This window comes from Geobacillus sp. LEMMY01 (genome assembly GCF_002042905.1).
In the GTDB taxonomy this organism is placed as follows: Bacteria; Bacillota; Bacilli; order Bacillales; family Anoxybacillaceae; genus Geobacillus; species Geobacillus proteiniphilus.
In genome coordinates this window covers 1-24,789 of the sequence record NZ_MVKA01000040.1, presented here as the reverse complement: position 1 = coordinate 24,789, position 24,789 = coordinate 1, and the positions used below count along the sequence as shown (strand labels likewise).

The window sequence follows — 24,789 nt, the reverse complement described above, 5'->3', positions numbered from 1 at the left end:
TCATCCTCCTCCGCTCCCACAGCTTAMGCAGAATCTTAGCTTTGAAATGCGTCCATAGCAGACTGGATTGTTGCTGGATTATCTATCATCGCACTCCTTAGTTAGTTCACCCAATATTGACACTCCACACGCCTAAAGGGCGTGGGATTCTTGGGTCGTTCGCGTCCTCATCCATTTCTGGTTCGGACAACGCCCAAGTTCAGGGGTGTGCCATCACCCCGTCCCATCGGGTTAAGATGTACCCCGATGGGCGGCGCACCTGTGACCAGTGCACTAGGTTAGGCGGCGAAGCCCAAAATCGCTTTGGCGATGTTGATGGCGCCATTTAAGTCGGCGTGGAGGGTGTATCCGCATTTTTTACACTGAAAGTGGATGCCATTACGATTTCCCTTTTCCCGATGTCCACATTTACACGTTTGGCTCGTGTAGGTCGGCTTCACCCACTCGACCCGAATGCCCGCCATTTCGGCTTTATAGGCAATCATCATTTGCAGTTGATGAAACGCCCAAGAGTGAAGGCTTCGYCCCGCTTCTTTGGCCGATGYTGCCCGCTTTCGAATCCCYGTCAACTCTTCCATCCGAATCACGCCAACACCGTTGGCGAGGGCAAAACGGACGATTTGACGGCTGATTTTATGGTTTCGATCCTTCATCCAGCGGGACTCTTTACGGCCGATTTTGCGAACCATATGGAGCTTCTTCGCTTGGCCCAACGTTCGCCGCAAAGCCGCATATCGTCGGCGAATGAAAGCGCATTGGCTGCCCTTGAAAAACAACGATTTCGTTCCCACGCTGGCAACGGCGATATAGCGAAGCCCAAGGTCAACCCCCATCACCTTTGTTTCGTGTCGCGGCTCCACTTCAAATGTGATCGCGATAGCCAAGTACCATTTCTTTCTCTTTTTGTAGAGCTTGGCTGCCCCTTGTTTGGCGGTTCCATGAAGCAGCCGATTCAGCCATGCTTCTTGATAGGGGCGCGTGACCACTGGCACGCCAATTCGCTTCTCCAGTGTGGGGAATGAAACCGTGTAGAACTCTCCTTTCTTTTCAACCTTCACGTTTTGATTGTTAAAGCAACACCATAATGTTCGGAACTTCTTTGTTTTCTGGTTTTTCTTTTGAGACTTCACTTCTCGAATCGTCTGATTCGCGACGGCAGAAGGGAACCGCTGAGACGAAAACTCTTTAAAAATTTTGCTCGTCGCTTGATTCAGTTCTGGATGATTCAACAGCCAATTCGCAAACGCTGTATTCACTTCTGTCATCCGTTCGTACATGTCTTGTTTGACTTTCGTTGGGTTGTGCAGCTCCAGCCTTAGCGTGATCGTCGGCATGGATTCACCTCCTTGTGGCGATTACAGGATACCATTTTTTTCAGAATCATTCAATATTAAGAAAACGGCTCGCTTTCATGGAGCTGACCCAAAAGGCCGTCTGTCTTCAGGATAGGCACAAAATATAGTACAGAAGAAGCAGTCAGTGCGTATATATAGAGACGAAAGAGGGTGTCCCGATCCTTTTGGGACACCCTCCATAGCCATCAAGTTAAGAAAACAGGAATAAATATATGCCTCATTGGACCATCCTTTTGAAGACCTCATAATGTCTTAGAAAGGGTGGTTTTTTTGAAGACGTCCTTATCTCTCCAAGAAGAATGGCATTGTTTTTTAGACGGATTAAGAAGCGTGTTATCGTGCGAAGAACTTGAACATATGGCCCGAGATCATCAATTTATTCAACGAAAGGGGAAGTCACGCGCCCATGATTTCGTGGCACTTTGCACATTTCTCCAGGAAGGAGGCGGTCAAAAATCATTGGTGCAGCTTTGCAGTGCTCTAGCTCTCAAGCAAAACACCTCTCTGAGTGCGGAAGGGCTCAATCAACGGTTTAATGAAAAAGCGGTGAGTTTCCTCAAAGCGGTGTTTGAAAAACTGCTCATTCATCAGACTCAGGAGGCCCGTCGCTTATGTCCAAGACATTCGCTGTTTCTCCGGATTCGCATTCTCGATTCCACGTCGTTTCAACTGCCTCCTGAAATCCAGGGGATTTACGAGGGATGTACGGGGCCTGGGGTGAAAATTCAGCTAGAATATGAATGGCTAGAAGGGAAGGTTCTCCATGTGGACGTCGAAGATGCCCGTCATCACGACGCCGCCTACGGAGCGTCCCTTCTATCGACCATCCAAGAGGGAGACCTTTGTTTGAAAGACTTAGGCTATTTTTCGCTTGAGGGATTGCAAGCCATTCATGACGCCGGRGCCTTTTATATTTCACGGCTCAAACACAATGTAGGGATTTACCAAAAAGAAGGGGACCGATTTCGAAAATGGGAACCAGAGGATTTCCTTGCGGTGCTGCAACCGGGAGAAACCATGGAACTGGAACATGCGTATGTCAGTGGAAAGAAAGTTCATCAACCGCGGCTYATTGTGTATCGGCTGACAGAAGAACAGGAGCGACAGAAGGAAGGACAATGGAAACAGAAGGCGAAACAAAAAGGGGCCGCGTACGTGACGCGACGCCCCCACCCAATATATGTATATATCACCAATATTCCAGCGATTTATACCTCTTTGCACGAAATTCATACGCTGTATTCTCTTCGCTGGCAGATTGAGGTGGTATTTAAGACATGGAAATCCCTGTTTCACATTCATCGATTCAAACCGATGAAAGGGGCTCGCTTTCAGTGCCACCTGTATGGAACATTGATTGCCTTATTGATCAGCTCCACTGTCATGTTTAAAATGCGGGAATGGCTCTATCGAAAACAGAAAAAGGAATTGAGCGAATCCAATTCAGTTGAGAAACACACCGCAGAGCCATCCTAATCTCGTGGATTACCTCCTCTTTTTAATGACAGCTGTATAGTAGCTAGATCAATGACAATGAGTTAAACCTGCTGGATTCCTAGTTAAGAAAGTTGGGTTCCGTGGTCATTGCGGAGTCGCAAAGGGATGTGGAAACAAGTTGCGTTTTCAGCAGATCATCACAATTGATTATGATGTGAGAAAGTTGAACTCAAATGGCAATAAAACTCGTGAACTACCGTTCGAACCTTAGAAAGACGGATTGAAAGAAGAAGCGAAACACTCCAGCTTGCAAGGACGGCCACTGCCAACGCCAGCCACTCGCCCTTGCTTTTCGCCTTCCCTACTTTCCAATCCATGGATTCTTTAATATTGTTATCATAACAAAACTGAATTTACCAAATCAACTGTATTTTCCGCAATGGGACAGATTTTTTTCAATGTTCCCCTTTTTGCCAACACCGGCGACTCGATTCGCTTGTTTTATGAGACAAAGGCCAACAACATCACAGCCGAATATACGTGGGACGCACCGGGCCGCCCGCTCCCCCTGATCAGCGAAAGATTGTGGAAGGTTTGGGCATGGACGAAAGCATTGACATTGAATGTCACAAGGAGGGAAGAGCGATGGCCAAAAAAGAGCTGTCATCGCTCGTTGTGCTGGTCAAAAAGTTACTAAAAAAGCCTTTGTGACGCGGTTAAGACGCGAAATGCCGGTTCAATACCGCCGGCTGACATCCACCACATTGTCAAGCGGCTCCCCGGTTTCGATGCGGCGGAGCGTGTCTAAAACGCTATGGGCGGCGGCATCCGCTGATGTCAGCGCCGCGATATGCGGGGTGATGATGACATTCGGATGAACCCAAAGCGGCGAGTGCGGCGGCAACGGCTCTTCTTCGAACACATCGAGCACCGCTAGGCGGACATTTCGGTTTTCCAGCGCGCCGACAAGCGCCGTCTCATCAACCGTCGCCCCACGCCCAACATTGATAAAGCCCGCATTGTGCAAGCAGGCAAAAAACGTCTCGTCAAAGAGATGATGCGTTTCCTCTGTCAGCGGAAGGACAGCGATCACCCAATCGGCGCGAGCAAGCGCTTCACCCGCCTCTTCATGGCGGTAAACAGCCGAAAACGGCGGCGTTTCTCGGCCGCTTCGCGATACGCCGATCGGCGAAACGCCGAACAGACGAAGCGTTTCCGCGATGCGCCGGCCGATCTCACCCGTCCCATAAATGACAATCCGCTGTTCACCAAGCCGTTTCGGAGCGAGCGGCTTCCACTGCCGCTGTTCTTGATACCATGCATAAACGTCATGGCATTGGGCGTCGCGCAGCAAATAGCTCAAACAATATTCGCTGACCTGCTCGCTGAACGGGCCGATCGTCCGCGTCAGCAGCACGTCCGGCTTCCATTCCCGTTTCCACAAAAACGCGTCAACGCCAGCGCCGAGCGAATGCACCCAACGGAGCGATGCAAGCGAAAACGGCCCGGCCGGACGAAAGCCAACATACGCGTCCGCCCAAGCGAAATCATCCGCCTTCAGTTCGGCCTCAGCGACAAAGCGAAACTCTTTATCCGGCCGCTTGTCCGGAAGAAGGGCGGCAAGCTCGGCATAAAGCCTTCCCGTCACGAGAATGCGTTGGATGTTCATGGCATCACACCACCCCCAACCGCTCAAATAAGCGTCCCTTCTTCACGCTCGGCCTTTTTATTCGTGATATAGCCGGCAGACACGACAAAAATCGTCACACCGGCGGCAACCGCGTAGACGAACGGGCCATACGACAAGTGAAGCCAATGCAGCACCCCTTCATCCCCCGCCATCATCTTTCCGGCCGTCCACGCCAAAATGCCCGAACCAACGTACGCAATCCAACGATGTTTTTCCATGATGTGGACGATCGCTTTCGATCCGAACACCATGATCGGAATGCTGATCGCTACCCCGAGCGCCAGCATGCCAAGATGCCCTTCCGCCGCACCAGCGACGGCGACGACATTGTCCAAGCTCATGACCGCATCGGCGATCATAATCGTCATAATCGCCTTCAACAACCGGTCTGCCGATCTTACGTTTGCTTCCTCTTCCCGCTCAACGAGCACTTTATAGGCGATCCATACGAGCAGCAAGCCGCCCGCAAAGTGAATAAACGGGATTTGGAGCAAAAAGACGATGACAACCGCAAACAAAATGCGCAGCAGCACCGCCCCCGCCGTTCCCCAAACGATCGCTTTGTTTCGCTGGTCTTTCGGCAGCCGGCGCGTCGCCATGGCAATGACGACCGCATTATCGCCCGACAAAATGATATCAATCGCAATAATCTTCCATAACGCCAACAGCGCCGCGGCAGAAATCGTCAATGGCATGCCCACCCTTTCCCCTTGTCTCTCTTCTTCATCTTACTGCAAATTCGATTGGGGGACAACTATGGAATAGACTGTCCATGCTCTCGTCCTAACCAATATGAGGAACGTTCACTGCACCGTCCGAACTCCGTAGAAAACGTTAAGGAAGCAAACCATCTTCACTGATGACTGCTTCCCTATCTCTATATACATGCTCATTGAAAAATGAACATTTGCCTTCTCCTTCAACTAACTTCCTCCCCCCATGGCTCAGCTTGTAGATTGAGCCCACAGGATCTTTGAAGGAAGTGCTGCAGCGCTTAGGGTGTGCAGGATAACGGAGAGGTTAACTCTTCATGTTGCATGTATACAGCGAAACGATCAAGGTCTATATAACTACCATTTTTTCAAACACCTATCCTTGAACGCTCTCCACCTACGCCCATCATGCTTTGCCCTTCTCTAAGCTTTCGTTTCATCGCGGAGGAAGTGATGTTTTGCCCTTTCGCTCAACCACGCCGCCACCGCTTCAATGTCATCGGAAAAGACGCGGTCAGCTGTAATGGAGGAAACAATGCGGCGCGCCTCGTGGTAAAACTGCCTCGTTGACGGGGCCATTCGCTCGATGCCGCGCGCTTCGACAGCCTGCAAAGCGCAAATGAGCTCAATCACCAGCACTTTTCTTGCGTTTTGCACGATCATGTACGCATGGCGGGCGGCGGTCGTTCCCATGCTGACGTGATCCTCTTGGTTCGCTGAAGACGGAATCGAATCGACGCTGGCTGGGTGAGCGAGCGTCTTGTTTTCCGACACGAGCGAAGCGGCGACATATTGCATAATCATCGCCCCAGACTGCAAGCCGGGCTGTGGGCTTAAAAACGGCGGCAAGCCTTCGCTAAGCTGCGGATTGACAAGCCGTTCGATGCGGCGTTCGCTGATGTTGGCCAGCTCCGCCACCGCAATTTTCAACAAATCCATGGCGATCGCAACGGGCTGGCCGTGAAAGTTGCCGCCAGAGAGCACCGTCCCGTCCGTAAAAATAAGCGGATTGTCCGTAGCAGCGTTCATTTCGATTTCAAGCGTTTCCTTCACATAACGAAGCGCCCTAAGCGACGCTCCGTGTACTTGCGGGAGGCAGCGGATGGAGTAGGCGTCTTGCACGCGCCGCTCCCCTTGCCTTGTTGTGAGTTGGCTGCCATCTAAATAGCGGCGCAGCCGTTCCGCCACCTCCGCCTGCTCCTGAAACCCGCGGACTGCGTGGATGCGGGCGTCAAACGCGTCCACAATGCCATAAAGCGCCTCAATCGTCAGCGCCGCGATCCGTTCACTGTCATACACCAGTTGTTCCGCCTCTAAGTAAGCAAGGGCTCCGACGGCCGTCATCACCTGCGTTCCGTTAATAAGCGCCAGCCCTTCTTTTTCCTGAAGGGAAAGCGGTGAAATCCCCGCTTGTGAAAGCGCTTGGGCGGCAGGCATCCGCCGCCCTTCGTACATCGCCTCCCCCTCACCGGCAAGCGCCAGCGCCAAATGGGCAAGCGGCGCTAAATCGCCGCTGGCGCCAAGGGAACCTTGCTGCGGCACGATCGGATGGATGCCGGCGTTCAAAAACGCGAGCAGCTGCTCAATCACCGCCGGCCGCACGCCGGAATACCCTTTCAACAACGCATTCGCCCGCAAAAGAAGCATCGCCCGCACAACATCTTCGGCAAATGGCTCGCCGACGGCACAGGCGTGCGAGCGGAGAAGGTTGATTTGCAACTGCTCAAGATCGCTTCCGCCAATGCGCACATCGGCGAGTTTGCCAAAGCCCGTATTCACGCCATAGATCGTCCGTCCACTGGAAATCGCTTGTTCCACTGCCGCGCGGCTTTTCTCGACAGCCCTCATGCTTTCCTCAGCGGCCTCCACCCGCTCCCGCTCATAGACAACACGTCTTACCTCATCGATCGTCAATGTATGCCCAGTCAATACGATCATCATTCCATCTCCCTTCGTTTGTTTTCCCAATCGAACGCCTGGGCAAACAAAAAAGGAGGCGCCCTGCCATATGGCAGCGTTCGCCTCCTCATGACTCATCGCTCTAGGCACTTACCGTCTTATATATGATTGATTCCGAGCCCGGCCGCCTCGTGCTCGAGCCCGCGCACCGGAGCGCCGATCGTCCCGTACAACGCAACGGCGATCCATTCCCCTTCGTTCGGTTGTTCATACGGCATACCGCGCACCACGGCGAAACGAAGGCCAGCGGTTCTCAACAAATCTCCCAGCTCTACCTGCCCTCTCGTCACGCCATGCACTGCCTCTAAAATCGCATGGTATAAGGCGTGCATCTCACGGTACAAGCCACCGTCAACCACTCCATGCCGTTTCGCCGCCGTCTCAATCGCCGCGACGATTTTTTGCGGCTCCATCGCCCCGACCCGCCCTTGACAATAGCGCCAGGCGAGCGCCTCGAGCTGGTTGAGGACCGGGTCTTCCTCTCCTTCGTCAAGCATCGCCAGCAACAATGCCAGCCGGCCGATGCGCGCTTGTCGTGTTTCCATTGCTTCTACACACCTATTGATCTTTTTTTCTATTGTATGATGACAATGAAAGCGATGTCAATTATGAATTTCCATTTTTTAGTACATTAAAACATTAACAGGCTGAACGATCGCCCTTTATGTTTCTGGATGGAAAATAGTTAGAAACATCCGCCTCGTGGCGAACTATGGACGAATCCATCTTCTCTTTATTAACATGATCAATCCTGGTTTCCATTTTTTTGATTATATGATATCATATAAATATCAAACTGACATTGTTAGGGGGATAGGTATGAGAGAACAAGAAGCATGGCGTATGGATGGATTTATCGGCATCGGATGTATGGCCCTTTTCGTTATTGCTGGTTTTGTCAGCCTCATTCAAGTGCAGCTCTTATTGGCCGTTTTCTGCTTCGTTCTTGCCGTCCTCTTGGCGACTGGCATCACGATCGTTCAGCCGAATCAAGCGAAAGTGCTCACCTTTTTCGGCCGCTATTTCGGCACGATTCGCGACAGCGGGCTGTTTTTCACCGTGCCGCTCACCGTTCGAAAGAAAGTTTCGCTGCGCGTGCGCAACTTCACGAGCAACAAGTTGAAAGTGAACGATGTTCAAGGCAATCCAATTGAAATTGCCGCCGTCGTCGTCTTTCGCGTCATTGATTCAGCCAAGGCGGTGTTTGACGTTGATGATTACGAACAGTTTGTCGAAATTCAAAGCGAAGCGGCCATCCGCCATGTGGCGACGAAATATCCATACGATACGTTTGAGGATGATAACGAAATCACGTTGCGCGGCAACGCGGATGTCATTTCCGATGTGCTTGCCGCGGAACTGCAAGAGCGGCTGCGCGTCGCCGGGGTCGAAGTGATCGAAGCGCGCCTCACCCACTTGGCCTACTCGCCGGAAATTGCGGGCGCCATGTTGCAGCGCCAACAAGCAGCCGCCATTTTGGCCGCCCGGAAAAAAATCGTGGAAGGCGCCGTCTCCATGGCGCAAATGGCGATTGAACAGCTTGACAAAGAAAATATTTTAGAGTTAGATGATGAACGGAAGGCCGCAATGGTGAACAACTTGATGGTCGCGATCGTCTCCGAGCGCACCACCCAGCCGGTCATCAACGCCGGCAGTCTATATTAACGGTTGTGGAGTGCGATGGCAAAGAAAAAACAATTTCCCCTGCGCATTGACCATGAATTATATGCCGCGCTCGAACAATGGGCGCAAGATGAATTCCGCAGCGTCAATGCCCATATCGAGTTTTTGCTGCGGGAGGCAGCGAAGCGGGCCGGACGGCTCGGAAAAGGAAAAACAGATCAAAAACAAGGAAGCTAGCCGATGACGGCTGGCTTCTTTCCTTTTTCAGTCATGGTCATTTGTTACAGAAATATAATGATAGCAGAGCCTTTTTCAAAAAGGGGGACGAACCGATGCCGCATCCGCTGCCGCCGCTTACGGCCATTGCGAAAGTTGATGCATCATCCCACCGCGCTTTCAACAGCTCGGCCATCTTTGGCGTAACGGGCAGTGTCAAAAGTTCTATAGAAAACTCCACTGTGCATCGCAGGGGATCCTCGAAGACGGATTCACCCTTGACCAACACCCGCCAAAGGTGCGAAAGGGACGTCAAGGGCGACGAAAACAAAAAAGGAGGCAATAGGAAAGCCATCCTTAGTACTTTCCAAATTTAACCTTTTCGCAACGCATAAGGAGGATCGGCATGGAAAGCTACTTTCCAGTGCTTGAGACCATCGCCGTCACACCGTGCGATGGCGTGCTCGCCATCATCATCGAGGTGGAAGGCTCGGCATACCAAAAAGAAGGGACGTACATGTGGATCGGCGCCGATAGTGGGACGGTCGGCCTGCTTAGCGGCGGCTGCCTCGAAGAAGCGGTGGCGGCCTACGCGCGTGACGTATTGGCCAGCCGCCAGGCAGCCGCCGTCTCGTTTGATTTGCGGACCGAGGACGATTTGTCGTGGGGGCAGGGTGCTGGCTGCAACGGCCTCATCCATGTTTGGCTTGAGCCGGTGACGGGGGACACAAAACCGGTCTGGCTGGCGCTCAAACGCTGCCTTGAACACGGCGAGCATGTTCTGATGGCACGCAGCCTCTCAAACCGAAACGAACCGCCGTTTTTCCAAAGCGAAACCGGAGAGCGCTTTGGCAGCGGCCGGATGCCGAGACCGGAATGGAGTGAATGGCTTCGCGATGCGCCGCTTTTCAGGGGATGGAATGGATGGTATAAGGCAGATGGGGAGGCGTTTTACGTTCAGCACTTTTGGCCAAAGCCGCGCCTTGTCATCTTCGGCGCCGGACCGGACGCGCCGCCGCTCGTCTCAGCAGCCAAAGCGGCGGGATTTTCCGTTACCGTGAGCGATTGGCGCCCAGCGTTTTGCCACCCATCCCACGTGCCGGACGCCGACGCCTTAGTCATTGGCTTTCCGCATGAAACCGTTCCGCGGCTTCACCTGAATGAGCGCGACTTTGTCATCATCATGACCCATCAGTTTGAACGCGACCGCGAACTCGTTTCCTTGTTAGCCGACATGCCACTCGCTTATCTCGGTGTGCTCGGTCCGCGGCGGCGCACTGACCGCCTCTTTCCTTCCGGCTCGACGCCTCCATTTGTCCGTTCGCCGGTAGGGCTTTCCATCGGCGCACGCGGTCCGTATGAGATCGCCGTTAGCATCACCGCCGAATTGATCAGCGTCCTTCGCGGGCGATCAACGGAGAGAGTATCATGAATTGCCCAACCATCGCTGGCATTTATTTGGCTGCTGGAGAAAGCCGGCGGATGGGAACGGATAAACGCGCTTTGCCTTGGGGAGAAAGCACGCTTGGCGCCGCCGGCCTTCAGGCCGCGCTCCGTTCGCGCCTCACTCCCATCATCGTCGTCGTGCCGCCGGCTGACCCACTCGTTTGGCTTCCCACCGAGCTTCGGGATCATGAAAAATGCCGCTTCGTCCGCTGTGTTGACCATCGCCGCGGACAGGCGCACTCGCTTGCCTGCGGCCTGCAGAAAGCGCTCGCTAGCGGGGCGGACGCCGCTGTCGTATTGTTGGCCGACCAACCGTTTGTCACTGCGGACGTAATCAATGCGCTTGCCGACCTTTACCGCCGCCACCGCCCTGATTACGTCGCCTTCGCCTGCTTCGGCACGCCGATGCCCCCAGTCATTTTTGGAAAACAAATGTTTCCTGCCTTGCTTGCTCTAAGGGGCGATGCAGGCGGGCGCACGCTGTTTCACCATCCCCGTTGGCGCGGCCTCTTGTATGAAGGCGATGAAACGATCGGCATCGACATTGACACGAAAGATGATTATAAGCATGCCGTCATGGATCGAGAAGAAAAGGAGGGACGCCCCCGTGGCCGTCGGTAAAAGCATCATCCGCAAAGAGGCGTGGGATAAAGTGACCGGCCGGGCGAAATATACGAACGATTTCAAAGAACAGGGGATGCTTCATGCCGCCCTGGTGACAAGCCCATACGCCCATGCGCGCATCCTCTCACTGGATGCACGCCGCGCGCTCGCCGCCCCCGGTGTCCATGCTGTTGTGACCGGCGAAGGGCTTCCACTCACCGGTGAAGACATGCGCGATCGCCCGCCGATCGCCGTCGACAAAGTGCGCTACTATGGCGAAGTCGTCGCCGTCGTCGTCGCCGATACGCTCGCGCAAGCCGAACAAGCGGCCCGCCTCGTCCGCGTCGTTTACGAACCGCTTCCAGCCGTCGGTTCGCCGAGTGAGGCGTTGAAAGAAGGCGCTCCATTACTGCATGAACATCTCGACCGCTATGAAAAAAACAAAACGACTCATCCTGAGCCCGGAACAAATGTCGCCCACCGGACGAAAATCCGAAAAGGCAACATCGAACAAGGGTTTGCTGAAAGTGACGTCATCGTCGAAACGAGCGTATCGTTCGCCCCTTCCGACCATATCGCGATGGAAACACGCTGCGCCACGGCGGAAATTTGGCCGGACGGCACGATCCATATTTCCGCCTCCTCACAGTCACCGTTTATGATCAAGAAGTTGCTTCATACGTATTTTGGCGAAGAAACCGGCAAAATCATCGTCCATACGCCGCTTGTCGGCGGCGCCTACGGAGGAAAAGCGCCCGTCCAGCTTGAGCTGCTCGCCTACCTTGCCTCCAAAGCGGTCGGCGGCCGAAAAGTAAGCGTCTGGAACAGCCGTGAGCATGACATGATCACTTCGCCCGTCCATATCGGTTTGGAGGCAACCGTCAAAATCGGCGCGACAAAAGAGGGCTTGTTCAAGGCCATGGAAATCTTATTTCTATTTGACGGCGGGGCTTATTCCGACAAGGCGATCGATGTCAGCCGCGCCGCGGCCGTCGATTGCACCGGCCCGTACCATGTCGAAAACGTCTTTTGTGATTCATTGTGCGTCTACACGAATCGCCCATACGCGACGCCGTTCCGCAGTTTTGGCCATTGCGAACAGGCATTTGCCGTGGAGCGGGCCATCGATGAATTGGCACGAACGCTTCAACTTGACCCATGGGAGGTGCGGCGCAAAAATGCCATCCTCCCGGGGCATACGACCCCAACGCAAGTGCGGCTCACCAAAAGCAACGTCGGCAACATGCCAGCCTGCCTCGACCGGCTGCGCGAGCTGATGCGTTGGGACGAGTGGCAGCGCGTGGAATTGGACGCCTATACGGTAAGAGCAAAGGGAATCAGCGGCGGCTGGAAAACATCGACGATCGACACAGATGCCAGCTCGGGCGTCATCTTAACGTTCAACTCCGACGGCAGCGTCAACGTCATCTCCGGCGTTGTCGAAATCGGAACCGGAACGAAAACGGTGCTCGCGCAAATCGTCGCCGAACGACTGAAGATGGACGTGGATGATGTTCATGTCAAAATGGATATTGATACGCAAACAACACCAGAACATTGGAAAACAGTCGCCAGCCGCGGGACGTTTATGGCCGGACGTGCGGCGCTTGCCGCTGCCGATGACGCCATCCGTCAGTTAAAAGACATCGCCGCCTGCGTCTTGCGGGCCTCGCCGGACGATTTGGAAGTCGGTTTCGGGCGCGTCTTTTTGCGCGATGACCCGGCCATCTTTCTTCCGATCAAAGACATCGCCTATGGCTACAAGTTTCCGAACGGCAACGCCATCGGCGGGCAAGTGATCGGGCGCGGCCACTACATTTTGCGCCACTTGACCCCGCTTGACCCAGAGACCGGCGCCGGCAAACCGGGCCCGGAATGGGGTGTATGTGCGGAAGGAGTGGAAATTGAGTTCAACCGCCGCGACTACACGTATCGCATTGTCAAAGCTTATGCGGTCATTGACGCCGGCAAAGTGCTCAACCCAAAGGCAGCGCTTGGCCAGGCGATGGGGGCGATGAGCATGGGGCTAAGCTTTGCCAGCCGCGAAGGGTTTCTTTTTGACAAAGAACAACGCGTCTTAAACCCGCAGCTGCGCACATACCGGCCGATCCGCTTCGGCGAACATCCAGAGTACATCGTTGAGTTTGTCGAAACTCCGCAAATCGATGCCCCATACGGTGCTCGCGGCATCGGCGAACATGGCTTGATCGGCATGCCCGCCGCCTTGGCAAACGCCTTGTCGCTCGCTGCCGGCGTGCCGCTCAATGAACTGCCGCTTGTGCCTGAACTCATTTGGCGGAAACAGAAAGGAGACTCCTATGGTTCCGTTTGACTTTGCCTACTACCGGCCTCAATCGATCGCCGAAGCGACAGCGCTGTTTACGGCGCTCGAGCGGGACGGAAAACGACCGCTCTACTACGGCGGCGGCACGGAGATCATCACGTTGTCTCGTTTGAACCTTGTCCGCACCGCCGCCGTCATTGATATAAAAGCGATCCCTGAATGTCGGACACTTGATGTCGGCAATGATTCTCTCGTGCTCGGAGCAGCGCTCTCGCTCACTGAACTTGAGGAAGCAAACCTGTTCCCATTACTAACAAAGGCGGCGAGAGAAGTGGCCGACCGGACAGCGCGCAACCAAATTACGCTCGGCGGCAACATCTGCGGGCAAATTTTTTACCGTGAGACCGCACTGCCGCTATTCGTCGCCGAGGCGGATGTCATCATCGCCGGACCATACGGCATTCGGCAATGCCGCTTCAACGATTGGTTCCATCAACAGTTGCAGCTCGGCCGCGGTGAATTTGTCGTCCAGTTCAAGGTTGATCGTGCCGCCACCGCCCTGCCCCACTTTCACCGCAAGCGCCGCAAGCAAGGGGAAGTCGGCTACCCGCTTGTGACGATTGCAGCGCTGAAAAAAGACGGGACGGTTCGCGTTGCCCTAAGCGGCGTCTGTCCGTTCCCGTTCCGCTCCGCTGAAGTCGAGGCGCATGTAAATGACCGGAGCCGCCCAGTTGGTGAACGAATCCAAGCAGCGGTTGACGCCTTCCCGCGCCCGATTTTGCACGATATTGAAGGCTCGGCGGACTACCGGCTGTTCGTGGCCGCCCAGCTGCTTGAAGATATGCTTCGTGAGCTCGGAGACGGAGAAACCGTCTAAACAGGAGGTGAGCATGCGGACATGGAGGAAACGACAAAGCGGGAGCTTGTGCTGCACGTTAATGGAGAACGAAGATCGATCGTCGCTCGCCAAGCCGAAACGCTGCTGTTTGTTTTGCGCGATGGGCTGGGGCTGACCGGGGCCAAGCCAGGCTGTTTGAACGGCGACTGCGGCGCCTGCACCGTCTTAGTCGACGGCACGCCAATCAAATCGTGCATGATGCTCGCTATTGAGACAGTCGGCAAAGAAATCACCACGATCGAAGGGCTTGATGATGCCCCCATTCAGCACGCCTTCGTCCGCCACTTCTCCTTTCAGTGCGGCTATTGCACTCCTGGATTCATTATGAACGCCCACGCACTCATCGAGCGGCACCCAAACGCCGATGAGGCGGCGATTCAAGAATGGCTGGAGTCGAATATTTGCCGCTGCACAAGCTATCAAGAAATTGAAGCGGCGGTCAAAGAAGTGCTCGAAGCCAAAAAAGCAGCACCAACAGATCCTTGACGAGCAATGGATATCCCGAACCCAATCGGGATATTCTTTTTTTGATGCGGTATACATATTGTGTTTTTCTTCCATTCTAAATACCTATTGACAAAAATATAACGTTAACGTTAATGTTATGTTTGTAAAACAGATCGTTCACCGTGATCACGGGAAAGCGAGGGGCCCAGATGGAACGATTCAAAATCGATGACGTCGCCAGAGCGACCGGTTTGACGAAGCGGACGATCCGCTATTACGAAGAAATCGGTTTGATCAAGCCGCCGGCGCGCAGCGAAGGCGGCACGCGCCTTTATACAGCCGAGGACATCGAACGGCTGAAAAACATCGTTGCCGCGCGCGAGGTGCTCGGCTTTTCCTTGCAGGAGCTGCAACATTTTTTGGCGCTGAAAGAAAAAATTGAGGCGCATCGGACGGAATACCGACATGCCGCCGCTGGCAGCGAAAAATGGCGCGAACTGGAACAAATCGGCGCTGGGTTGCGTCGGCAAATCGCCATGCTTGAAGAGAAAATGAAGAAAATGACCATGCTTAAGCAAGAGCTGGAACAAATGGCAGAGCGGGTAGACGCCATCTTGCAAGAGAGGAGAGAGGAATAGTGGAGGAAGGAAAACAAACGAGGGCGCGATGGATCACCGTCGCCGCCGCCTTCTTGGCGTTTATGGGCATCGGGGTTGTCGACCCAATTTTGCCCGTCATCGCTGAAAGCATCGGCGCCACCCATTGGCAAGTAGAGATGTTGTTTACCGCCTACATTTTTACGATGGCTGTCATGATGATCCCGGTCGGCCTTGTCGTCAGCCGCGTCGGTGATAAACGAATGATGGTCATCGGGCTTGGCCTCGTCACGATTTTCTCGTTATTATGCGGATTTGCCCGTGACATTCCCCAACTGTCGATCTTCCGCGCCGGCTGGGGATTGGGCAACGCCACGTTTTTTGCCACCGCGATGACGCTGTTGATGGCGTTGACGCCGAAAGCAAGCACAGCGGTCGGCCTGTATGAAGCGGCGATCGGTCTCGGCATGGCCGGCGGCCCGCTCGTAGGCGGACTGCTCGGCCAACATTCGTGGCGCTATCCGTTTCTTGGCACGAGCGTGCTCATTTTCATCGCCTTTTTGCTTGTGGCCTGCTTCGTCTACGATCCGAACAAAGGAAAAACAAAAAAAGCGGCCGGATTGCAAGAAATGCGCCGCTTGCTTACTTTTCCGCCGTTTGTCAAAGGCGCGGTCGGCGGAATGCTGTACTATTACGGCTTTTTCGTCGTCTTGGCGTACTCTCCTTTGATCATCAAGCTATCGGCCATGCAAATCGGATTTGTCTTTTTCGTTTGGGGGCTCTGCCTTGCCTACGGATCGGCGGTGTTGGCCCATCGGCTTGAAGAAAAATACGAACCGAAACAAATTTTGCCATACAGTCTGCTATTGTTCGCCATCTTGCTTCTCCTTCTAGTCGTTTCCGAGCCGACATGGCTGATGGTCGCCCTCATTATTTTGTCCGGGTTGATCTCCGGACTCAACAACGCTTTGTTTACAAGCTATGTGATGGAAACATCGCCGTATGAGCGCGGGATAACGTCCGGCACGTACAACTTCGTCCGCTGGCTCGGGGCGGCCGTCGCTCCGGTGCTGTCCGGCGTCATCGGCCATGCCATTTCCGCGAAAGCGCCGTTTATGGTGGCCATGGCGCTGGCGTTCATTTCCTTCCTGTTCCTTGCCTGGCGCAAGCGGGAGACTTCGGCAACCAAAACGGCGCAACCGTGAAAAGCAGGCGACAACGGCAGTTTCGCGTCCAAAATCGGAAAACGCCCGTCTCCGTCTGGAACGGGCGTTGTTCACAACTCGCTTTCCGGCCGCGGCAATTTTGAGCATGCTGCGGTGGCGTTGTCTGCTCCGCACGCAACGGCGAGACATTGCCCTTTTTCACGAAACTGCTTCCATCCTCCTGCTTATGGCACCGCCTTTTCAGCCATGAACCGTCCGCTTCTCGCTGATGATGACGCCGCGTTTTTTCATCTCGTCCATATACACATCCCCCGGAACGATTTGCTCTGGCGGATAGACGCCGCGCTTTGTGATCACCCCGCGGCCGATGAGCTGAGCGACAGCGGAAATTGTGTAAGCCGTCGTGCGCGCCATCGCCGTCACCTTGTTTTCGCGGTCATTGAACGTGACGGTTTCGTATTCAAGCACCGTTTCCTTTCCATCTTTCCGACCGCCGACGATGACCCGAAGCAACACCACATCATCTTTTCCTTTCAAATCAAGCAGCGGCTTCAGGACGGAAAGCAGCACATCACGCGGCTTGACTCTGCATCCATTGATCTCAACTTCCACATCGTTGCGCGTCAAGTTCAAATCGACAAGCAGCTTGCATTTTTCCGCATGGCCGCGGTAGCGGATCGTTTTGTACTCAAGCCGTTTCAAGTTCGGAAACGAACGCGAGAGCGTCGACGTCCCGCCTGAGGTGTGAAACGCTTCAAGCGGCCCGAACCGGTCGAAATAAATCGGCTCGACTTCCGAAAGGGACGGCACTTCTTGTTTTTGGCCGTTGCGGATGATCAAGGCCGGATCGGTGTAATGGTCAAGCAGCCCCTCAAGCGAAAACACATGGTTGTACTCCAGCGGCGGTTCGGGGCGGACGGGAATGCCGCCAACATACAGCAAAATGGATTCTACCTCATCGAGTTGGCTCGCCCCATAGCCGGATAAAATGTTGATCATTCCGGGTGCGACGCCAAGGTCGGGGATGATGGTCACCCCAGCGGCTTGGGCTTGTTCATGCAGCTCAAGCACCCGGTCGGTGATATGGCCGATATGGCCGCCTAAATCGACAGAATGGACGCCAGCTGCAATGGCCGTTTTCGCTACCGCTTCGTTAAACTGGTAAAACAAGGCGTTGACCACCACATCGTGCCCTTTCATGAAAGACGACAGCTGCTGTTGATCGCTGGCATCCACCCGCACAGCGGCAAGCTTTTTGAAATGAAGCTGCCGCACCGTCTGCTCTGCCTTGGCCAAATCGACATCCGCCAACGTCACCGCCTCAACGTCTTGGCTTTGCACTAAATCGCGCGCTGCTTCTTTGCCCATCAGCCCCGCTCCAAGCACGAGCACTTTCATCGTTCTTTCCCCCTCTGTCACCGATTCTTTGCCATACGCTCACATGACAGCCGCTTTTTTCACATCTTTGCCGCGGCCGCTGCTTCGATTCACGATATATGTTCCACGTTGATCTTCGCTTCTCTTTTGCCGGCCATGTTGCAGGCGACAGCCCGGTTCAATCATCGGTATCGATTTGCGCCCGTTGCAGCTTCCCACTGAAATCGACATAAATGCTCCGCCATTCGGTGAATACGTCAAGCGCAGCGACGCCGGAGTCCCGGTGGCCGTTGCCCGTCCCTTTCGTGCCGCCAAACGGCAAATGAATTTCCGCTCCCGTTGTGCCGGCGTTGACATACACGATGCCGGTGTCCAAATCGCGCATCGCTCGGAATACATTGTTGACATCGCGTGTGAAAATGGCACTTGACAGCCCATAATCGACGCTATTGTTGACGGCGATCGCTTCGTCCAAACTGCGGACGGAAATGATCGACACGACCGGGCCGAAAATTTCTTCGCGGGCGATGCGCATATTCGGCGTGACATCGGTGAAAATCGTCGGCGCGTAATAAAAGCCGCGCGCATAGTCGCCCTCGCGCAATATATAGCCGCCCACAAGCAGTTTCGCCCCTTCTTCTACGCCAATGCGCACGTAGCGGTCAATTTTTTGCAGCGCCTCTTCATGGATGACGGGTCCGACTTTGACCGTTTCATCCAACCCGTTGCCGATTTTCAATGTTTTCACTGCTTCAAGCAGACGCCGCTCAAGCTCCTGTTTCACCCGCTCATGGACGATGACCCGGCTGCACGCCGTGCACCGCTGCCCCGACGTGCCGAACGCACTCCAGATGATGCCGTCAACCGCCAATGTCAAATCCGCATCATCCATCACAATGACGGCGTTTTTTCCTCCCATTTCAAGCGACACCTTTTTCAACAGCCGTCCGCATTTTTCCGCAATCATCCGCCCGACTTCATTCGATCCGGTAAATGAGATGACCTTGACATCAGGATGTTCGACGAGCGCATTGCCGACTGTCGGCCCGTCACCGTGGACAACATGAAACACTCCCGGCGGCAAGCCCGCTTCTTCAAAAATGCGGGCTAATTCCTGCGCCATGATCGGTGTCTCGGGCGCTGGCTTCCACACGACCGCATTGCCGGCAACAATGGCCGGAAACGACTTCCAAGTGGCGATGGCAATGGGGAAATTCCATGGAGTGATGATGCCGACCACTCCAACCGGCGTGCGGACGCTCATGGCAAATTTGTCTTTCAGTTCAGACGGCGTCGTATCGCCGAACAACCGCCGTCCCTCTCCGGCCATGTAAAACGCCATATCAATGCCTTCCTGCACTTCGCCGCGCGCTTCCTCAATCACTTTGCCCATTTCCATCGTCAACAGCCGGGCCAATTGTTCTTTCCGTTCCTTTAGCAACATCCCGACTTTATACAAGATTTCCGCGCGTTTTGGCGCCGGCACGAGGGCCCACTGTTTTTGCGCTTCTTTGGCTGCTTGAACGGCCTCATCAATATCGTTTGGCCCGGACATCGCCACCTCGGCAATCGTTTCCCCCGTCGCCGGATTGCTCACCGGCGCAAATTGCCCGGTGCTTGGCTCCTTCCATTCTCCATTGATATAGTTTTGGATTTTCACTGTATACTCCCCCCATTTTTCTAGATGATTTATTGAGATAATTTATACATTGAACGCCGAGCGATGATCGTCAAGACTTCCTCTTGGCCCGCAAGTCCTGGATCGTTGCGGCCACCGAAATGTGGTCCGGATCGGTCAACACTTCAATCACCGTCGGCTTCTTGGCCTCAAGCGCCAAGAAAAGCGCTTCCGTGAACTGTTGTTCCGTCTGCACTTGGAACCCGCGGCCGTTCAAGCATTCTGCCAACCGGGCAAACGACACGCGGCCTAAATCGGTGCCGATGACCCGCCCCGGAAACTGCAATTCTTGATGCATGCGGATGGTGCCGTACATATGATTGTTAAACACAATGCTGATGATCGGAATATCGTATCGGGCGGCCGTTTCCAACTCCTGCACCGTCATCATAAAACCACCGTCCCCGGATAAAGAAACGACGGTCCGGTCGGGAAAGGCCAGTTTCGCGCCAATTGCAGCCGGCATGCCATATCCCATCGCTCCCGACGTAGGGCCGATGTACGTGTGCCCATCCCCAAACGGGAAAAAGGCGTGAAGCCAACCGGCGAAATTCCCGGCATCGTTCGTAATGACCGCATTTTTCGGCAAATGGCGCCCTAAACTCGCAATGACCGCTTCATGGAGATTTCGTTTTTCAAGCGGCAACACGGCCGTTTGTTCGTACCGTTTCCTCCGTTCGGCCACCCATTCCTGCCAAGACGGCCGCACCGCGATATCGAGCAAACGGGACAGCACTTCCCGACAGTCAGCCCAAATCGCGATATCTGGCGCATACACTTTTCCGAATCCATCGCTGTCGATATCGATGTGAATCAGCGTCTGGTTTGGAGATAGCAAACGGTAATCTTGTGTCGTCACTTCCGATAGCCGAGTTCCCAACGCAATCACCACATCCGCCTGCTCGGCCGTTTCAATGACCGCTTTGGGCGCCCCTAGACCTAGGTGGCCGACATAGCACGGATGATTATGGGGAAATACGTCATGCCGCCGGAATGCCGCCATTACCGGAAGTGCATACTTTTCCGCCCACAAGCGCAGCAACTGCTCCGCTCCCGACCATTTGACGCCGCCGCCGGCAATCACGAGCGGCCGTTGAGCGCGCTCGAGCCGCTCCTCTATATTCCGTATATCTTCTTGCCTTGGGGCCGGCTTCGGCACATAGGTCTCGGCGATCACCGCTTCCGTTATCGTTTTGGAAAATACATCTTCTGGAAGTGAAACGACGACGGGGCCGGGCCGCCCTGTTTTCGCGGTGCGAAACGCCCGTTGCACCAACTCCGGCACCCGCTCGGCTTCGCGAATTTCGACCACCCATTTTGCGATCGGACGAAAAAACGCTTCCATATCGACTTCCTGAAATCCTTCACGCCCTAGGAAGCGGCTGTTCACTTGCCCCAAAAACACGACCATCGGAGTGGAATCTTGCCTCGCGGTATGGACGCCGATTGCCAAGTTCGCCCCGCCAACCGCCCTTGTAGCCAGCACGACGCCGCACTTCCGCGACGCTTTCGCATATCCTTCCGCCATAAACGAGGCTCCCCCTTCATGGCGGGTGGAGATGAATTCGATGGTCGGCTCATCATAGATGGCATCAAGCAGGGGCAAATAACTTTCCCCCGGCACACCAAACACATAACGGATTTGTTCCTGTTTTAGACATTCAACGATGGCTTGAGCCACCGTGATGTTTTGAATCTTTCGCTTCATGGCGACGGCACCCCCCAATCCACTTGCTTCCATCGTTCGACGGCTTGCTGCAGCCGCTCCATCGGCGCTGACAGCGATACGCGGACATATCCTTCCCCTGCGGGTCCAAACGCTGTTCCCGGTGTTACGATGACTCCCGCTTCTTCCAGCAGTTTGGCGGCAAATCGTTCGGACGAGTATCCGTCATAGACCTGGATCCACAAGAAAAAGGTCGCTTTCGGCCGCTGCACGTCGATGCCCAGTTCTCGAAGTCTCTCGGCCATCATATTCATGCGTTGTTCATAAATGCGGCTATTTTCTCGAATAAACGTCCGTCCGTTCATCAAAGCGGCCACCGCCGCCTTCTGGATCGGAATAAACTGGCACGTATCCGTGTTGCTCTTGATCACCGAAAGCGCTCGAATCATGTCACGGTTTCCGACCACGTATCCGATTCGGCAGCCGGCCATGTTATAGCTTTTGGACAACGATCCAAATTCCACCGCCACTTCCTTTGCCCCGTCCACCTGCAAAATGCTCGGCGCTTGAAACCCGGCAAACGTCACGAACGAGTAGGCCGCGTCATGGGCAATGAACATCCGGTGTTGGCGGGCAAGTGAAACAGCTTTAGCAAATACATCCAAATCGACAGCGGCGGCCGTCGGATTGCTCGGATAATTGAGAAACATGATTTTCGCTTGGTTATAAACGGACGAGGGAAGCGCATCAAACCGGGGCGCGTAACCATGCTGCGCATCGAGCGGCAACGATAGGCTCTGTCCGCGGGCAAAATGGACAGCCGTCCGGTAGACGGGATAGCCCGGATCAGGCACTAAGGCGAGCTCGCCGGGATTGAGAACGGCTTGCAGCAAATGGACGATTCCTTCTTTCGAGCCGATTAACGCCAACACCTCGGTCTCCGGATCGAGCTTGACGCCATATTCCCGTTCATAAAAACGCGCGACCGCTTCCCGATACTCCCTGCAGCCGCCATACGGCGAATACGTATAGTGTTCTGGCGCATCGAGCGCTTCTTTCAACGCTTCGATGACAAAGGAAGGGGGCGGCAAATCTGGGGCGCCGATCCCCAAATCAATGACATCGACCCCTCTTTGGAGCAGTTCTTCTTTTTTCTTCTGGAATCGGGAGAACAAATATGGCGGCATCGTCTGCACAATATCGGAAAATGTGTTCAATCCCATCCCTCCTCATGGCCCTTCGTTTCAGTTTATGCGCGCGCCCATCGCCCTCATGCCCGTTTCACGTTCAAGAAGCAGCCTATAATACCAATGGCTTTCTCACATCAAGATATCATCAAAATCTTTTTTCTCGAAAAGCGGTCGATGCAGGAGAAGTGGTTGTTTTTTCACTAAGCCGCTAGAAAGACGCGATCAACCTTCTGACTCACATTTCGCACCCTAACAGGGTTGAAAGAAAGGATTTTTTATTTCGTTTTTCAGAATAACTTTCTGACCAACACAACGAGCGATGGCAATCCTTTTTTTACCATCGCTGGTCGTTCCGTATCACGTTACACGTAGATGCTCTCATCCATGCCCAATCCCTGCAGAATCCTTCGCTGATCAGGGGTGAGGGAGCGATCCAGTGAGCGTTGGATGCGCCCATCCGGCAGCTTGAACAGGACGACGTTCACATATTGAAACAGCTGAAAAATCGCCTGTCCCGTCGGCCGGGTCAGCTTGCGGCCTCCAGGACCCTTCAACGGGTGTTCTGGAGTAATAAACTGACGCACTCGGCGCTGAAAAACGCGGTAAATAGCCAAGGCCAACAGAAACAAATAGCCTAATACTGCGACCCGTTCTGGTTTTTTGACGTAAATCTCATCCGTGAAAAACGGATCTTTCAAAAAAGCGAAGTTCATTTCCACCGAGATCTGCCCTTTATATAGCTTCAAGATCTCTTGGGCATCCATGGGTTGGCCCTTCCATTCCTTCGGAACGGTCGTGACAAGGACAAACCGGGACGCTTTCCGTCTCGCCTGTTCCCACGCGTCTTGGTCGAATTCGACGTCAAGGTGCAAGAGATACAGCGTCTCCACCTCGGGTTCCGCCCCTTTTTTCGGCCGTCCGCGCCGTTTTTTCGGGCGTACGATCTCTTCGACCGCGGCCTCAACCCGATGAAACCGGGGGCGAAGGGACGCCTTGAGGGACGCCAAGGCTTGTTCGGCATCTTCCCGGCAGGAGAATGGGTGACGCTCCCAACGGGCTTGTTCCTCGCGAAGAAGCTCCGCTTCTTTGGTTCGTTCTTTTTCAAGCGTCTTTCCTTTTCGCTGGTCGAGCGCGCTCGATTCAACRACGATCAGCCGAACGGGGTGGCCTTCATACGTCGAGGCCGTTTCCCATACCCGGTACGTGGCGCCGTTTCTCTCCGCCAACGTAAAGGGATCGCTCCACGTCGTGTCCTCAGCATCCGCTTCGGCCAGCGCGGTTTTCACGATCCGGAGCGACGAAGGGCCTCTGGTGATCAAAAAGGCGTTGGCCGCTTTGGTTTGCGCCAGGGTCTCTTTCGTCATCGCGGCGGAATCGGCCACGTAAATCCATTCGTCTTCGATTTTGGCCTGCTTCAGCTGTTCATGGACACGAGACAGCACCTCGGGATTCCATGTTTTATCGGGCAGGYTGCCRTCGTGCACATCGCCGTAAAACGGGATGCCGTCCTCGTTGCCGACCAGTCCGAAACCGATCTGTTTTTGCCAACGATGATGGCRGTTGTAGCCATGTGTGATYTGTAAGGCCTCTAACGAGGCCGATTCATACGCGCCGTAAACGGTCTTGTCCGTCGTATCGGCGTGGAAGGCTCGGAGGGAAAGGCCTTCTTTGCGATAAATATGAATCAAGCAAGTGCTGATGACGTTGTGAATGCCAGCCTCATACAGGCGATCGAGATGACGGGCCAACGCATCGTCGTTCAACCAGGAAGGATGGAGATCGGGACGGATGAGTTTCTCACAATCGACCTCCTGAGCCCAATGTTCCAAGTGAACAAGGGCTTGCCGGCCGTCAAACACATTGTAGAGGATGGCCTGAACGGCATCGCTGACTCGCGTTTGGCACTGCGGATCGACGGGCACGAGATGGTCAATCAATTGAGGCAGACCCAGTTTCTTGAATAGGGCACTTATTATATTCAAATAAGAATTGCGATAGACCTTTTTGACTTGAACGTTCATAAGAGAAAAACTCCTTTACGTTCCTTGTGTGTCAAGGATTCATTCGACATCGGAACGAAAAAATCCTCCCGATTTTCGTCGAGAGGGTGCGAAATGTGAGTCAAAAAATGATTTTCCTTTCGCCTGCCCCCTTTAAGTAACAAACCGTAAGAACGCGATGATCCCATTTTGATTTCCCTACTATGTCAAGAGACAATAATTCATGTCCATCCCTCCCCTCCCCCCTCAAACTCTCTCTTCCCTAGAGCCGCAAGGGGTTTGAGACTTTGAGGAACCAGTTGGAACAAAAAACCAGGAAAATAAAAAGTGTCCGCCAATTTGGAAGAAATTAGGGGATTAGGGGGAAGGGATGAGGGAAATGGAACGTTGGGAAATGTCCAGGGAAATCATTTGAGTGCACAAATGGAGAAGCTCAATTGGAACA

General features: G+C 54.1%; 20 protein-coding genes and 1 pseudogene. 11 read left to right on the top strand and 10 right to left on the bottom strand.

Features of this window, described 5'->3' with window-relative positions; translation table 11 throughout:
• Positions 1–278 precede the first annotated feature (278 nt).
• Positions 279–1,334 (bottom strand): RNA-guided endonuclease TnpB family protein, encoded by a 1,056-nt coding sequence (locus tag B1A75_RS16615; protein ID WP_079936542.1) that lies wholly within the window; start codon positions 1,332–1,334, stop codon positions 279–281.
• A 291-nt stretch (positions 1,335–1,625) separates the two neighbouring features.
• On the opposite strand from B1A75_RS16615, the pseudogene B1A75_RS16610 reads away from it, so the two are divergent.
• Positions 1,626–2,792, top strand: a pseudogene (locus B1A75_RS16610) (IS4-like element ISGka3 family transposase); the annotation flags it as partial.
• Positions 2,793–3,528: 736 nt separating this feature from the next.
• Here B1A75_RS16610 and B1A75_RS16605 read toward each other — a convergent pair.
• The 4 genes from B1A75_RS16605 to hutP all read right to left on the bottom strand — a co-directional run bounded on the left by B1A75_RS16605 (position 3,529) and on the right by hutP (position 7,699).
• Positions 3,529–4,461 (bottom strand): D-2-hydroxyacid dehydrogenase, encoded by a 933-nt coding sequence (locus B1A75_RS16605; RefSeq protein WP_074043175.1) that lies wholly within the window; start codon positions 4,459–4,461, stop codon positions 3,529–3,531.
• A 23-nt stretch (positions 4,462–4,484) separates the two neighbouring features.
• Positions 4,485–5,177 (bottom strand): TerC family protein, encoded by a 693-nt coding sequence (locus B1A75_RS16600; RefSeq protein ID WP_176202435.1) that lies wholly within the window; start codon positions 5,175–5,177, stop codon positions 4,485–4,487.
• Positions 5,178–5,618: 441 nt separating this feature from the next.
• Positions 5,619–7,133 carry a histidine ammonia-lyase gene (gene hutH, locus B1A75_RS16595; RefSeq protein ID WP_074044055.1) on the bottom strand — a complete coding sequence of 505 codons (1,515 nt, stop codon included), beginning with the start codon at positions 7,131–7,133 and terminating at the stop codon, positions 5,619–5,621.
• A gap of 119 nt (positions 7,134–7,252) precedes the next feature.
• Entirely contained in the window at positions 7,253–7,699 is a 447-nt protein-coding gene (hutP, locus tag B1A75_RS16590) for a histidine utilization transcription antiterminator HutP (RefSeq protein ID WP_079936541.1), read from the bottom strand.
• A 274-nt stretch (positions 7,700–7,973) separates the two neighbouring features.
• Between hutP and B1A75_RS16585 the strand changes: the two genes are divergently transcribed.
• The 10 genes from B1A75_RS16585 (at position 7,974) to B1A75_RS16540 (ending at position 16,472) form a co-directional block, all read left to right on the top strand.
• Positions 7,974–8,819: an SPFH domain-containing protein gene (locus tag B1A75_RS16585; RefSeq protein ID WP_074044053.1), complete on the top strand. Its 846-nt coding sequence runs from the start codon at positions 7,974–7,976 to the stop codon at positions 8,817–8,819.
• 15 nt (positions 8,820–8,834) lie between these two features.
• Positions 8,835–9,014 carry a type II toxin-antitoxin system antitoxin gene (locus B1A75_RS16580; protein WP_074044052.1) on the top strand — a complete coding sequence of 60 codons (180 nt, stop codon included), beginning with the start codon at positions 8,835–8,837 and terminating at the stop codon, positions 9,012–9,014.
• Positions 9,015–9,109: 95 nt separating this feature from the next.
• Complete coding sequence (locus B1A75_RS16575) at positions 9,110–9,370, top strand: hypothetical protein (protein ID WP_074044051.1); 261 nt, start codon at positions 9,110–9,112, stop codon at positions 9,368–9,370.
• Positions 9,371–9,399: 29 nt separating this feature from the next.
• Positions 9,400–10,425 (top strand): XdhC family protein, encoded by a 1,026-nt coding sequence (locus tag B1A75_RS16570; protein ID WP_079936540.1) that lies wholly within the window; start codon positions 9,400–9,402, stop codon positions 10,423–10,425.
• A complete protein-coding gene (pucB, locus tag B1A75_RS16565; protein WP_074044049.1) occupies positions 10,422–11,060 on the top strand; it encodes a xanthine dehydrogenase accessory protein PucB in 639 nt (212 codons plus the stop codon). Before B1A75_RS16570 ends, pucB begins: the two co-directional genes overlap by 4 nt.
• Positions 11,047–13,374, top strand: coding sequence for a xanthine dehydrogenase family protein molybdopterin-binding subunit (locus B1A75_RS16560; protein WP_079936539.1), 2,328 nt, complete (start codon positions 11,047–11,049; stop codon positions 13,372–13,374). Before pucB ends, B1A75_RS16560 begins: the two co-directional genes overlap by 14 nt.
• Positions 13,361–14,203, top strand: a complete 843-nt coding sequence (locus tag B1A75_RS16555) for an FAD binding domain-containing protein (RefSeq protein ID WP_074044047.1) — start codon at positions 13,361–13,363, stop codon at positions 14,201–14,203. Before B1A75_RS16560 ends, B1A75_RS16555 begins: the two co-directional genes overlap by 14 nt.
• Positions 14,204–14,224: 21 nt before the next feature.
• A complete protein-coding gene (locus tag B1A75_RS16550; protein WP_074044046.1) occupies positions 14,225–14,710 on the top strand; it encodes a (2Fe-2S)-binding protein in 486 nt (161 codons plus the stop codon).
• Between the two features lie 170 nt (positions 14,711–14,880).
• Positions 14,881–15,309 (top strand): MerR family transcriptional regulator, encoded by a 429-nt coding sequence (locus B1A75_RS16545; protein WP_074044045.1) that lies wholly within the window; start codon positions 14,881–14,883, stop codon positions 15,307–15,309.
• On the top strand, positions 15,309–16,472 hold the full coding sequence (locus B1A75_RS16540; protein WP_074044044.1) for an MFS transporter: 1,164 nt from the start codon (positions 15,309–15,311) through the stop codon (positions 16,470–16,472). Before B1A75_RS16545 ends, B1A75_RS16540 begins: the two co-directional genes overlap by 1 nt.
• A gap of 201 nt (positions 16,473–16,673) precedes the next feature.
• Here the strand turns inward: B1A75_RS16540 and B1A75_RS16535 are convergent, their stop codons facing one another.
• The 5 genes from B1A75_RS16535 to B1A75_RS16515 form a co-directional block, all read right to left on the bottom strand.
• Positions 16,674–17,831: a saccharopine dehydrogenase family protein gene (locus tag B1A75_RS16535; protein ID WP_074044043.1), complete on the bottom strand. Its 1,158-nt coding sequence runs from the start codon at positions 17,829–17,831 to the stop codon at positions 16,674–16,676.
• A 157-nt stretch (positions 17,832–17,988) separates the two neighbouring features.
• Positions 17,989–19,470 (bottom strand): aldehyde dehydrogenase family protein, encoded by a 1,482-nt coding sequence (locus B1A75_RS16530; RefSeq protein ID WP_079936538.1) that lies wholly within the window; start codon positions 19,468–19,470, stop codon positions 17,989–17,991.
• Positions 19,471–19,540: 70 nt separating this feature from the next.
• Positions 19,541–21,196, bottom strand: a complete 1,656-nt coding sequence (locus B1A75_RS16525) for a thiamine pyrophosphate-binding protein (RefSeq protein ID WP_079936537.1) — start codon at positions 21,194–21,196, stop codon at positions 19,541–19,543.
• Positions 21,193–22,371 carry an aminotransferase class I/II-fold pyridoxal phosphate-dependent enzyme gene (locus B1A75_RS16520; protein ID WP_139761754.1) on the bottom strand — a complete coding sequence of 393 codons (1,179 nt, stop codon included), beginning with the start codon at positions 22,369–22,371 and terminating at the stop codon, positions 21,193–21,195. Before B1A75_RS16520 ends, B1A75_RS16525 begins: the two co-directional genes overlap by 4 nt.
• 335 nt (positions 22,372–22,706) lie before the next feature.
• Complete coding sequence (locus B1A75_RS16515; protein WP_079936535.1) at positions 22,707–24,365, bottom strand: IS1634 family transposase; 1,659 nt, start codon at positions 24,363–24,365, stop codon at positions 22,707–22,709.
• Between the last annotated feature and the right edge of the window lie 424 nt (positions 24,366–24,789).